Raw genomic sequence first — 12,616 nt, 5'->3', positions numbered from 1 at the left:
ACACCTCATGGGCCGCGACAGAGAACTCGAAGAACTGAACCGGGCGTTGGACGACGCCCTCGCGGGCCGGGGCGGAGCCGTCTTCCTCCTCGGCGAGGAGGGGGTCGGCAAGACGCGTCTCACCAGGGAGGTCGCGGACCGGGGCGCGGCACGCGGCGCGCGCGTACTGCGCGGCGGGGCCGGCACGGTCGGCCCAGCGGTGCCGTTCCGGCCGCTGACCGAGGCCCTGTTGCGGCTCTTCCGGGAGCCCGCGCTGCTGCCCGGGCCGTGCGCCGTGCCCGCGCCGTACGGTGCGGCACTGCGCGGCCTGGTGCCCGACTGCTCCAGGGCGGGGGCGTCGTCGGGGCCGGGGGCGGGGGCGGCGCCGGGTGCGGAACTCTCGTACGAGGTCGAGGCCGAGACCGCCGCCGAGACCGTGCCAGGGCGCGAGTTCGGCCGTGGGCCCGGCCTCGGACACAGCCCCGGTCCCGGAGACGCCGGGAACACCTGGAACACCGGGGACGCCGGGGACGCCGAGGGCAGCGGCGCCGCCGGCTCGCTCGTCGTGCTCGCCGAGGCCGTGCTGCGGCTGACCGCCGTCGCCGGGGGCGAGGAGGGATGCCTGCTCGTCCTGGAGGACCTGCACGCAGCCGACCCCGCGACGCTCGCCGTCGTCGAGTACCTCGCCGACAACCTGGACGCGCAGCGCACCATGCTGCTGGCGACCGTACGGTCCGAGCCGTGCGCGGCGCTCGACCTCGCGTACGCCGCCCGCGCGCACGGCCGGGGCAGGCTGCTGACGCTGGGGCGGCTCGGGAAGGAGGCCAGCGGGGCGCTGCTCGCCTCCTGTCTGCGTACCGATCCTGCGCGGCTGCCCCACGCGGCCGTCGAGACGCTGTGGGAGGGGAGCGCGGGAAACCCCTTGCTCCTCCAGGAGCTGCTGGGCGAACTGGTACGGCGCTCGACGCTCGTTCCCGAGGCCGACGGCTGGCGCCTGACGGGCGATCCGGCCGTCCCGGTGCCGCGCGCGCTGGTGCGCCGGGTCGCGCGGGGCGCGGACCGGACGGGGCCCCGGGGGCGCGCTCTGTTCACGGCCGCGGCACTGTTCGGGCAGCGGTTCCCGCTGCCGGTGGTGCAGCGGGCGACGGGCCTCGACGACCACGAGATGCTGGAGTACCTCAAGGAGGGCGTGGCGCGCGGCTATCTGGAGGCGGGTGAGCCCGCCCCGGACTGGTACGTGTTCCGGCATCCCGTCCTGCCCGCCGCGCTGCTCGCGGGGCTGACCCCGGCCGAACGGGCGGTCCTCGTACGGCAGTTGACCGACGCGATCGAGGAGCTGCACCCCGGGATGCCGGGCGCGTGGTGCCGTACGGCGGCCGGGCTCGCGCTCGACGCGGGCGATCCGCTGGGCGCCGCGCGGCTGCTCGCACGGGTGGGCGGCAGGGCGCTGGCCGAGGGCCGGGTGGACGCGGCGGCCGGGACGCTGGGCCGGGCGCACGCGCTGCTGGCCGGTCTGGACGGGGAGGCCGCCGCGGAGTCGCGGTCCGCCGTGCTGGGCCGGCTGCTGGACGCCCGTACCGGCGCCGGGGACACCGAGGGTGCCCTCGCGCTCGCGGACGAGGTGGACGCGCTGTGCGGCGTGCACCCCGATCCGGCGTACGCGGCGGCGCTCCGCGCCGGTCTCGCGCGCGCCGCGACCGCCGCCGGGCGGCCGGAGGAGGCCCGTCACTGGCTGGACGCCGCGCGCTCGGGCCTCGGCCACGGCGCGGCGCCCGTCCGGGCCGGGCTCGACGCGGCGGACGCACATCTCACGCTCCGCTCCCCCGCCGCGAACGGCACCGACGCCGCCGAGGTGACCCGCGGCACCGACCGCACCGGCGGGGCGGTCGGTGCCGCGGGGAAGGCCGAACGGCTCGCGCGCGGCGCGCTGTCCCACGCCGGTGACGACGCCGCCGTCGCGTGCGAGGCCTGGCAGGCGCTCGGCGCCCTGTCGCTGCGCTCCGCGCCCGGCGCCGCGAACTCCTGCTTCGAGCAGGCGCGTTGGCTCGCCGAGCGGGCCCGGCTGCCGCTCGCGAGGCTCGACGCGCACCTGGGCCGGGCCACGGCGTACTGGCTCACGCGGGGCGACACACGGCACCTGGAGCGCGTACAGAACGAGGCCGCGCAGCTCGGCGCCGCCCCGCCCGGGCTCACGGCCGCGTCCGTACTCGCGCTCGACGCGGTGCTCGGCGGGCGGTACGAGGAGGCCGCGCCGCTCGTCTCCCGGTGCCGTCGGCGTGCGGACGGCCTCGGGCTCGCCGACGCGCGGGCCCTCGCCCCGCTGACGGCCGCCGTGCTCGCGGGGCACCAGGGCCGACGGGCGGTCCTGGAGCGGGCGTGGGGCGAGTTCGCCGAGCACGGCGGCGCGCGTACAGGCTGGGCGGCGGTCGGCCGGGGCCTCGCGCTGGCCTTCTGCGCGCTGCTGGAGGAGGACCGGGAACGGGCCCGCGAGGAGCTGGCGCACGCCGCCTCCCTGGAGCGGCACCACCCCGCGCCCCTCCCCCTGTCCGGCCGTCACGGCCTGTCCCTCCTCCTCGACGCCCTCACGGGCGAGGGACCGCACGCGGCACGGCCCCCCGGAACCGCCTCCGGCCCCACGGCGGGCACGGTGGGCGACGGCCCGCCCGGCGTCGGCCGCCCGCCCGGCGTCGGCGGCCCGCCCGATCTCCGCGTCCACGCGGTCCGCTGGAACCGGCACTTCGCGCTCCTCGCGCGGGCCGTCGCGCTCGGCAGGGCGGGGCACCCCACGGAGGCGGCACACGCGGTCGCGGAGGCCGCACGCGCGGGGGCGCCGTTCCCCATGGCCCGGCACCTGGGCCTGCGGCTGGTCGCGGAGGCGGCGTACGCGGAACGCTGGGGCGCGCCCGAGGAGTGGTTACGGGGCGCGGAGGAGCACTTCCACACCGCGCACGTCCCCGCGGTCGCCGCCGCGTGCCGCGCGCTGCTGCGCCGTACGGGCGCCGCGCTGCCGCAGCGCCGCAGGGGCACGTCGCACGTGCCGCACGCGCTGCGGCTGCTGGGCGTGACGGGACGCGAGTTCGAGGTGTTCCGGCTGATGGGCCGCCACCCCGGGAACCTGGCCATCGCGGGCGAGCTGTTCATCTCGCCGCGTACGGTCGAGAAGCACGTCGCGAGCCTGCTCGCCAAGACCGGGCAGCCGGACCGGGCCTCGCTCAGCGCCTTCGCGAGGCGGCAGGAGTCGGATGCCTCGGGCGGGGTACTCGGCCCGCATGACTGAGAAGGCGCTTTACCCTCGTGCGGGCCAGCGTGCCGCCACAGCGCCGGGCACAGATCTGTCCGAGCCGGTGGCGCGGATCGTCCGTGAGGAACTGAAGGTCATCCAGGACGAGATGCGCGCCGAACTCCGCGCGCAGCCGCAGCGCCGCGCGGTGAAGATGAACGCGGGCGCCACGGCGGCCTCGCTCTACGGAGGCGGCGCGCTCGCCGTCGCCGTGGGGCTGCTGCTGGCGCTGGCGCTGCCCGGCTGGGCCGCGTTCCTGATCGTCGCCGCGGGCCTCTTCGGCCTCGCGCTGGCGTTCCGCGCGGCGGCACGCGACCGCAGGCACCGTACGGCGGACACCGCGTCCGGCGAACGTCCCCCGGCTGCGCCGCCCGCTCCGCCGACCGCCCCCGCGGGGCTGGGCACGGGCACCGGCATCGGCGCGGGCCCGATCCCGCCGACGCCGGGCACGCCGCCCGCGGCTCCGCCCCCGACCCCCGGCGCCGACCCGGAGAGCCCCCACCACAGGGCCTGACGGCCACGGCGCCGCACCCCCGCCCATCACGGCCGACGGGCCCCGCGCCCGTCGGCCCCTAGCGCGCCCGCGCGCGGTTCCGGTGTCGCGGGCGCCACGGGTCAGTGACCCTCGGCCGCGAGCCGGGCGGCGATCTCGGTGCGGGAGGAGGCGCCGAACTTGGCGAGGATGTGTTCGAGGTGCGCGTCGACGGTGCGCTTGGAGATGACCAGCCGCTCGGCGATCTGACGGTTCGACAGGCCCTGGGAGACGAGCGCGGCGACCTCGCGTTCGCGGCGGGTGAGCGCGTCGGCAGGGGCGTGCCGGGGGCGGGGCGCGGCGCGGGGGCTCGCGGCGCGGGGCTCGTCCAGGGCGTAGGCGACGGTGTCCTCCAGGGGGCAGTCGGCGCCGCGGCGGCGCAGCAGCGCGTACCGCTCCTCGCCGAGGGCCGCCCGCGCGACCTCCCGTACGTGCTGGTCGTAGCGCTCCATCGTCGCGGTGAGCCGGGGGCGGCTGCCCGCGCTGATCCAGCGTGCGGAGGCGGCGCCCTGGAGCCAGGCCGTGCGCTCGTAGCGCTCGTCGGCGGCGGCGAGCCAGGCCAGCCCCGACAGCGCGTACCCGGTCCCGGCGGGGTCGCCCAGCTCGTGCTTGAGGCGCAGCGCCCGGCCGACGTCCTCGGCGCTCTGCTCGAACGCGCCGCGCGCGTAGTGCGCCATGCCGCTGACGAAGAAGAGATAGCCCCGCAGCCAGTGCTCCCCGCTGCGCTCGCCCAGGATCCGGTGGCCCAGGCGGCAGTACGCGAGGCACTTCGCGGGCTCGCCCGCGAGCTGGAAGCCGTAGGCCATCGTGCCGTAGAGCACGCACAGGCCCGTGCGGTCGCCCAGCGCGCGCATGCGGCGCTCCGCCTCGGCGGCGACGGTCGCGGCCTCCGCGAAGCGGTGCTGCGCGGCGAGGCTGAGCTGCAGGTGGGCGTGGGCGCGTGCCGCGTGGACGTCATCGAGCGGGCCCAGTTCGATGGCGGCCGACAGGTCGGCATCGGCCGCCGCGAGGTCGCGCTGGAAGGTGGCCAGGGAGGCGCGGACGCTGAGCGCCCGTACGCGCTCGGGGCAGGGCGCGGGGAAGCGCTCCAGCACCCGCGTCTGCCAGTAGCGGCCCTCGGTCATGCGGCCGGTCGCGAGCCAGTACCCCCACAGTCCGCCGGCGAGGGCCGCGGCGGTGGTGGCGGTGCCGGGCAGCGCGAGCGCGTACTCCAGCGCGGCGCGGACGTCGGCGTGGTCGCGGCGCAGGGCGTGGGCGCGGGCGAGCTGGCCGTCGTGGAGGAAGCGGGCGTCGAAGTCGGCGGCGAGTGCCGCGTACCGCTCGACGTGCCGCAGCCGTGCGGGGCCGAGTTCGCCGCGCTCGGCACCGTACTCGCGGAGGGTGTCGAGCAGCCGATAGCGGGTGCCGTGCTCCTCGTCGTCCTCGCGCAGTACCACCGACTTGTCGACGAGGTGGATGAGGGTCTCCAGGATCTCCTCGCGGGGCAGCTCGGCGTCGGCGCACACCTCTTCGGCCGCGGCGACGTCGAAGGAGCCGGCGAAGACCGAGAGCCGGGCCCACAGCAGCCGCTCCTGCGCGTCGCACAGGCCGTAGCTCCAGTCGATGGCGGTGCGCAGCGTCTGGTGGCGGGGCAGCGCGGTGCGCCGTCCGCCGGTCAGCAGCCGGAAGCGGTCCTCCAGGCGGTCCACGAGCTGGCCGAGGGGGACGGCGCGGAGCCGCACGGCGGCGAGTTCGAGCGCGAGGGGGATGCCGTCCAGGCGGCGGCAGAGCTTGACGACGTCCGCGCGGTTGCGGCCGGTCACGGCGAAGCCGGGCAGCACGGCGGCGGCACGCTGCTCGAACAGCTCGACGGCGTCCCCGCCGCCCCGCGCGTCCCCCGCATCCGCGCCCCCCGCGCCCGCGCCCGCGTTCCCCGTGCCCGCCGCGCCGTCCACGTCCCGCACCGGCAGCGGCGGCACCGGGCAGGTGTACTCGCCGGGCACGTCCAGCGGCTGACGCGAGGTGGTCAGGAGGGTCACGGCGCGGGTCTCGCGCAGCAGGATGTCGGCGAGCATCGCGCAGGCGTCCACGAGGTGTTCGCAGGTGTCGAGGACGAGCAGGATCTCGCGCTCGCGCAGATGGTCGACGAGGACGTCGAGCTGGTCGCGGGAGTCCTGCTCGGGCAGGCCGAGGCAGGTGGAGAGGGTGTGGGTGAGCAGCTCGGGGTCGCGCAGCCCGGTCAGCTCGACGAGGCAGACCCCGTGCGCGTACCGCGAGCGGAGGCGGGCGGCGGCGCGCAGCGCCGTGCGGGTCTTGCCGACGCCGCCGGGCCCGGTCACGGTCACCAGCCGGGCGCGCTCCAGGAGCCCTTCGAGCTGCCGGAGTTCGGCCGATCTGCCGACGAACCCGGTGACTTCCATGGGGAGTTCGCCCGTACGCCGCTGGATCACGCCGAATGCCATGGATGTGCCTCACCGTCGTGCCGACCCCGTGCCCACTGGGGAGGATACGCAGCACAGCACTCGTTGTAAGGGGCGGTCAACGGTTCGTGACGCGCGCCATCCGCGGGACGGGGCCGAAGCGGCCGGACTCGAAGTCCACGAAAGCCTGACGGAGTTCGTCCTCGCTGTTCATCACGAAGGGGCCCCCGGCGGCGACCGGTTCGCCGATGGGGCGCCCGGAGAAGAGCATCAGCGTGGTGCGTTCGCCGCCGGGCGGGGTCGTCATCACCAGCTCGCTGACGGTGTCGTCCCCGGAGGCCGGGTCGGCCACGGGGTCGGACCAGGCCGTCTCGCCCTCCCAGAGCCGGTGCCCCGCGAGGGTGGCCGAGCCGGAGACGACGTAGGCGAACGCCCGGTCGTGCGAGGCGAGGAGCTGGCTGTAGGTGGTGTCCGGGTCGAGGGTGACGAAGAGCCCGGTGACCGGCCACAGCGTGGCGGCGGGCCCGGTGGCGCCGCCGGTGGCGCCGGAGACGACCTCGACGCGGACGCCGGGCTCGGTGTAGACGCCGTGGTCCTCCGGGAGCAGGTCCTGGTAGTGGGTCGCGGTCATCTTCAGCCCGCTCGGGAGGTTCAGCCAGAGCTGCAGGGTGTGCGCGTACTCGTCGCGGTAGGCCAGCTCGCGGTGGATGATGCCCCGGCCCGCGGTCATCCACTGGACGCCGCCCGCGGTGAGCGTGCCCGCGTTGCCGAGGCTGTCGCCGTGCTCCAGGACGCCGCCGAGGACGACGGTGATGGTCTCCATGCCGCGGTGCGGGTGCCAGTCGAAGCCCGTCGAGGAGAACCAGTCCTCGGCCATGAGCAGGAAGGGGTCGGTGCGGCGGAAGTCGCCGGGCGCGATGACCAGGGCCTTGTTGTCCACCTGGGTGTCGGGGCCCGCGACCTGCCGGGGCTCGGAGCGCTGCACATGACGGAGCGTGACGGCGCCGTGGTCGGAATCGTGGCGGTCCATGGGTGGAGTCCCTCCCGTCGGTCCACGGGGTCCGGGGTCGGCCTCCGGCCATGGTGCGCCTGCCCGGGCCGGCCCGCACCCCGGGCCCGGGATTCACCGTACGTACGCACGTGGGGCGGTCCGCTCAGGTGCGTACGGCGAACGTGTCCAGCGCGTGGAGGATCCGGTCGCCCATCGCCGGGCTGCCCAGGTGCCCCGCGTCGTCGACGACGGTCAGCTCGGCGTCCGGCCAGGCGCGCGCCAGCTCCCACGCGGTGCGCAGCGGCCCGCCCAGGTCGAGGCGGCCATGGATCAGCGCCCCGGGGATCCCGGCCAGCCGCCCGGCGTCCCGCAGCAGCTCGCCCTCCTCCAGCCAGGCCCCGTGCGAGAAGTAGTGCGCGCAGATCCGGACGAGCGCGAGCCGGGCCGTGCCGGGGCGGCCGGAGTACGGCGCGGGGGTGCCGTTCGGCTCGGGCGCGAGGACTGTGTCCTCCCAGGCGCACCACTCGGCGGTGGCCCGCTCGCGCACGGCGGGGTCGGGGTCCTCGGTGAGGCGCGCGTAGCCGGAGAGCACCTCGGCGATGTCGCCGGAGTCGTGCGTGACGCCGGAGACGCCGGAGGCGGCCGCGAAGCGCTCCCACGCCTCGGGGAAGTAACGGCCCACGCCCCGGTAGAGCCAGTCGGTCTCGGTGCGGCGGGTCATGGTGACCGCCGGGATCACGATCTCGGATACCCGCTCGGGATGCCGCTCGGCGTAGGCGAGGATCAGCGTCGAGCCCCAGGAGCCGCCGAACAGCAGCCAGCGCCCGATCCCGAGGTGCGCCCGCAGCAGCTCCATGTCGGCGACGAGGTGCGCGGTGGTGTTGTGCCGCAGGTCGGTGCCGGGGTCGCCGGCGTGCGGGGTGCTGCGGCCGCAGCCGCGCTGGTCGAAGAGGACGACGCGGTAGCGCGCGGGGTCGAACCAGCGCCGGAACCCCGCCGAGCAGCCCGAGCCCGGGCCGCCGTGCACGACGAGCGCGGGCTTGCCGTCGGGATTGCCGCACGCCTCCCAGTGCACGAGGTTCCCGTCGCCCACGTCGAGCATCCCCGACGCGTACGGCTCGACGTCCGGATACCGCGTCCTCATGTCCCGCCTCATGTCCCGCCCCATGTCCCGCCCCATTTCCCGTCCCTCTCCTGGATACCGACTGCGGAACGTACGTCACGCCTACACCTGGCGCCACCACGGGTCGCGCACGGCACGGTCCTCGTCGGCGGAGCAGGCCACGCCGGTGACGACCGCGTGGCTGTCGGTGCTCCAGCCGTAGACGCCCTGGCCCTGGCGGCCCAGCTCGACCAGGCGCTGCCGGGAGCCGCCGTCGCCGGTGTCGACCGTGCAGCGCAGGACGGGGGCCCAGGACTGCCCGTCGAGCGCCGCCGTGAGCGCCGTGAGGGGCAGCACGACGACGGTGAGCAGCAGCGCGACGGCCTGCTCGGCGGAGACCAGGGCGCCGCGGCCCGTACGGTAGGCGGCCAGCACGCCGTACCGCAGCCCGAGCAGCACCAGCCCGGTGCCCAGCCCCCACCAGCCCCCGTAGAAGACCGCCATGAGCGTGCCGATCGCGAGGGGCGCGGCGAGGGAGAGCGCGACCAGCCGCGCCTGCGCCGCCCAGCCCCGGCCGCGGGGCACGGCGCCGCGCGCGGCGAACCAGCCGAGGACGACGCGGGAGACCACGACGGCGAAGACGGCCGCGAGCAGCGGGTTGGTGAGCATCATGCCGATGGGGATGTCGATCCAGTTCGAGGGCTGGAGGACGAGGAAGACCTCCCACGCGGAGTGCCCGCCGCCCACGGTCCAGGCGACCTTCACGGCGGGCAGCGCCAGCGCGACGGCGAGCACGACCGTGTGCCCGGGCCCGCCGTGCCGGTCCTCCGCCCGCCGCCCGCCGCCGCCCGCGCCCTCGGCCGTCCCGGTCTTCTCGCCCTGTTCCGCCATGGCTCGATCCTCCGGACGCGCCGCGCGGCCCCGCGAGCGCTGTGGCCCAGAGGGAGGTGCCGCCGACCCCGTACGGGCGGATGCGGGAGAATGGGCGGGTCGCCGCGTCCCAGGAGTGCTCGTACGTTGTCCTCGCAGGCCCCCACCCCCGCCACCGCCCCCGACCGCGCCCTGAGCGCCGACTGCGCGCAGTGCTTCGGCCTGTGCTGCGTGGCGCTCCCCTTCGCCGCCTCGGCCGACTTCCCCGTCAGCAAGCGCGGGGGTGAACCCTGCGTGAACCTGCGGGAGGACTTCCGCTGCGGCATCCACGCCCGGCTGCGCGAGGAGGGCTACCAGGGCTGCACGGTCTACGACTGCTTCGGCGCGGGCCAGCGCGTCTCCCAGGAGACGTTCGGCGGCCGGGACTGGCGGGCGGAACCGGTGAGCGCCGAGCTGATGTTCGCCGTGTTCCCGGTGACCCGGCAGCTCCACGAGCTGCTCTGGTACGTGACGGAGGCGCTGTCCCTCTCCCCCGCCCGCTCCCTCCGGCCCGACCTGCGTGCCGCGCGCGCCGAGATCGACCGGCTGGCGGGCGGCGCAGCCGAGGAGCTGGCGAAGCTGGACGTGGAGGCCGTGCGCGGCGAGGTCAACGGCCTGCTGCTGCGCGTCAGCGACCTGGTGCGGGCCACCGTTCCGGGCCGTAAGAAGAACCACAGGGGCGCCGACCTGCTCGGGGCCAGGCTGCGGAACGCCAAGCTGCGCGGCGCGAGCCTGCGCGGGGCGCTGCTCATCGCCGCCGACCTCGGCGGCGCCGATCTGCGCACGGCCGACATGATCGGCGCCGACCTGCGGGACGCGAATCTGGCGGGCGCCGATCTGACGGACGCCTTCTTCCTCACCCAGCCCCAGGTCAACGCGGCCCGGGGCGACGCGACGACGCGCCTCCCCGGCGCGCTCGCCCGCCCGGCGCACTGGGAGGGCGAGGGCGCGCCGCGGAGGTAGCGGCCCCGCTCACTCCGTCACGAAGTCGCCCATCATCGCCATGTCCTCGTGGCGGGAAGGACACCGTGGACCTGCCGCCCTCGGACGCGGTGGAGGTCGCCGTCCGCTTCACGGGCCACGCGGGCACGTTCACGCTCCACTGCCACAACCTGGAGGTGCCCGGCCTCCAGCGGGAGAAATCGACGACGACGTCCATCCGTTCGCCCGGGGCGTTCCCGTACGTCCGTCATGCCTCCACCTTCGGACTGTCCGTGTCCTGGCGGCCGGGAGCCGCTTCCTCGGGGGACGGAGTCCCGGAGGCGGAGCGGGGGAACCACCAACTGGCCCGCCCGAGAAGGGTGATCAGGGCCGGGGTGAGGAAGCCTCGGACGACGGTGGCGTCGATGATGATCCCCGCCGCCAGCGCGGTGGCGAACACCTTCACGTCGGTGACCGGGATGCCGGCCAGCGCGGTGAAGGCCAGGAAGAGGATGAGCGCGGCCGAGGTGACGAGCCGTCCGGTGCGGCTGATGCCGGTGACGACGGACGGCACGGCCGTGTCGGTCACGCCCTTCCGGGCCAGTTCGAGATGGGTCTCCCGGACGCGGTGCAGGATGAACACCTCGTAGTCCATGGAGAGTCCGAAGAGGAACGCGAAGACCGCCATCGGGATCCAGATGGTCACCGCGCCGACGGCCGGGGTGTCGAACAGCAGCTCGCTGCCGTACCCCTTCTGCCAGACGAGGACGACCACGCCGTACGCCGCGCACGTGGACAGCGCGTTGAGCACCAGCGCCTTCAGCGGGAGGAGCACCGAGCGCAGGGTCGCGGCCAGGACGAGGAAGGTGAGGACGGCGACGAGGAGCAGGATCAGGCCCAGCGAGCCGTAGACCGCGTCGACGAAGTCGATGTCCTGGACGGGGCCGCCGCCGACGAGGACGCCGTCGGTCTCCCGGGCGGTGTCCACGATCTCCGACACCGTCTCCCGGCCCGCGCCGCTGGACGGGTCCTCGGCGGTCCACACCTCGGTGATCCGGCTGCCCCCGCGCTGCCAGTCCTCGGGGGCGACGGAGCCCGCGACGCCGTCGATCCCGGAGAGCCGCTCGCGGAGGGCGTCGGCGCCGCCCGCCTCGCCGACCGCCTCGACCGGGCGCGCGATGCCCTCGCCGAAGCCCGCGTCGACGATCCGTTCGAAGGCCGCGGCGGGCCCGCCGCCCTGGGCGAGCGTCTCCGTCTCGGGCGCCCCGAGCCGCATCGCGAGCACGGGCGCCGCCGCGCCCAGCAGCAGCGCGCCGCTGAGGACGGCGCACAGCACGGGGCGGCGGGTGGTGAGCCGGGCGATCCCGGTCCACATCCGGCTGTCGGGCCGGTGCGCGCGGCGCGGCCTGTCGAGCGCGTCGCCCCAGGAGTGGAGCAGGACGGGCAGCAGCGTGACGGCGACGCAGACGCTCACCAGGGGGATGAGCAGGCCCGCGTAGCCGACGCTGCGCAGGAACGGGACCGGCAGGACGACGAGCGCGGCGAGCGAGATGGCGACGGTGGCGCCGCTGAGCACTACGGCACGGCCCGCGCTGCCGACGGCGCGCACCACCGCCTCCGTGCGCGCCTCGCGCCCCGGCCCGTCGGCGCCCGGCCTCGCCCGCTCCTCGCGCCACCGGGTGACGACGAGCAGCGCGTAGTCGATGGCGATGCCGAGGCCGATGAGCGCCACGAGGTACTGGACGATGAAGGAGACGTCCGTGATCCCGGTGACGCCCCGGACCAGCAGGAACGTGGTGGGGATCGCCGCCGCCGCCATCAGCAGCGGCACGACGGCGAGGCCGCTGGCGAAGACCAGCACGAGCACGACCAGGGCGCCGAGCGCGCCGATCAGCGTCTCGTAGACCGGGCCGCGCCGGGCGCCGCTGTCGCGCCCGGAGAGGACGGGCTGCCCCGTCAGCTCGACGGGCTCACCGGCGATCTCCGCCTTCTCCACGGCCTTCTTGATGCCGGGCAGCGACTTCTCGTACGGCGACTGCGAGGGGTTGCCCGGCGGATAGACCATCGCGACGGTCGTCCGCCCGTCCTCGGAGACGAGCGCCTGCCCGGCCCCGGCCCCGGTCCCGCCCCTGCCCCCGCTCTTCGCGTACGAGACGCTGCGGCCGCCCTCGGGGGTGACCCGGGCGACGAGGGCGCCCCACTGGCGGCGGACGTCCTCGCTCCGCACGCTCGTCCCCTCGGGGACGGTCACGGTCAGCAGCAGGGGCGCGTTCTTGCCGCCGGTGCCGGTGAAGCGCTCGGCGAGCGCGTCGTTCGCCTTCTGCGCCTGGCGGTCGGGCAGCCGCGACTCGTAGCTGAGCCTGTCGATGGTGCCGCTCGCCATAGCGCCGCCGACGAGGGTGAACACCAGCCACACCAGCACCACGGGCCACTTGTGGGCGAGCACCCATCGCGTCATGCGTTCCACGGACCGAACCTCCTGTAGGGACGCTACTATATAGAC

8 protein-coding genes are annotated in these 12,616 nt (G+C 76.0%); 3 read left to right on the top strand and 5 right to left on the bottom strand.

Annotation, left to right across the window (positions count from 1 at the left end):
- Nucleotides 1-7 precede the first annotated feature (7 nt).
- Together ABD343_RS29360 and ABD343_RS29355 are read left to right on the top strand one after the other, a co-directional pair.
- A complete protein-coding gene (locus tag ABD343_RS29360) occupies nucleotides 8-3,256 on the top strand; it encodes a helix-turn-helix transcriptional regulator (RefSeq protein WP_344532423.1) in 3,249 nt (1,082 codons plus the stop codon).
- Nucleotides 3,249-3,773, top strand: a complete 525-nt coding sequence (locus ABD343_RS29355; RefSeq protein WP_344532422.1) for a phage holin family protein — start codon at nucleotides 3,249-3,251, stop codon at nucleotides 3,771-3,773. The genes ABD343_RS29360 and ABD343_RS29355 overlap by 8 nt, the downstream gene beginning before the upstream one ends.
- A gap of 101 nt (nucleotides 3,774-3,874) precedes the next feature.
- Here the strand turns inward: ABD343_RS29355 and ABD343_RS29350 are convergent, their stop codons facing one another.
- The 4 genes from ABD343_RS29350 to ABD343_RS29335 all read right to left on the bottom strand — a co-directional run bounded on the left by ABD343_RS29350 (nucleotide 3,875) and on the right by ABD343_RS29335 (nucleotide 9,174).
- Nucleotides 3,875-6,232: an ATP-binding protein gene (locus ABD343_RS29350; RefSeq protein ID WP_344532421.1), complete on the bottom strand. Its 2,358-nt coding sequence runs from the start codon at nucleotides 6,230-6,232 to the stop codon at nucleotides 3,875-3,877.
- A 76-nt stretch (nucleotides 6,233-6,308) separates the two neighbouring features.
- Nucleotides 6,309-7,220, bottom strand: a complete 912-nt coding sequence (locus ABD343_RS29345) for a pirin family protein (RefSeq protein ID WP_344532420.1) — start codon at nucleotides 7,218-7,220, stop codon at nucleotides 6,309-6,311.
- A 124-nt stretch (nucleotides 7,221-7,344) separates the two neighbouring features.
- Nucleotides 7,345-8,325: a prolyl aminopeptidase gene (pip, locus tag ABD343_RS29340; RefSeq protein WP_344532419.1), complete on the bottom strand. Its 981-nt coding sequence runs from the start codon at nucleotides 8,323-8,325 to the stop codon at nucleotides 7,345-7,347.
- Between the two features lie 81 nt (nucleotides 8,326-8,406).
- Nucleotides 8,407-9,174: a hypothetical protein gene (locus ABD343_RS29335; protein WP_344532418.1), complete on the bottom strand. Its 768-nt coding sequence runs from the start codon at nucleotides 9,172-9,174 to the stop codon at nucleotides 8,407-8,409.
- Nucleotides 9,175-9,264: 90 nt separating this feature from the next.
- Between ABD343_RS29335 and ABD343_RS29330 the strand changes: the two genes are divergently transcribed.
- Nucleotides 9,265-10,155, top strand: a complete 891-nt coding sequence (locus tag ABD343_RS29330) for a pentapeptide repeat-containing protein (RefSeq protein ID WP_425578311.1) — start codon at nucleotides 9,265-9,267, stop codon at nucleotides 10,153-10,155.
- A gap of 226 nt (nucleotides 10,156-10,381) precedes the next feature.
- Here the strand turns inward: ABD343_RS29330 and ABD343_RS29325 are convergent, their stop codons facing one another.
- Nucleotides 10,382-12,571, bottom strand: coding sequence for an MMPL family transporter (locus tag ABD343_RS29325; protein WP_344533093.1), 2,190 nt, complete (start codon nucleotides 12,569-12,571; stop codon nucleotides 10,382-10,384).
- Nucleotides 12,572-12,616: the final 45 nt, after the last annotated feature.

The sequence above is a fragment of the Streptomyces albiaxialis genome (assembly GCF_039530985.1).
Classification (GTDB): Bacteria; Actinomycetota; Actinomycetes; order Streptomycetales; family Streptomycetaceae; genus Streptomyces; species Streptomyces albiaxialis.
Note: the sequence above shows the minus strand (reverse complement) of the source record. Positions and strands in the feature narration are given on the sequence as shown.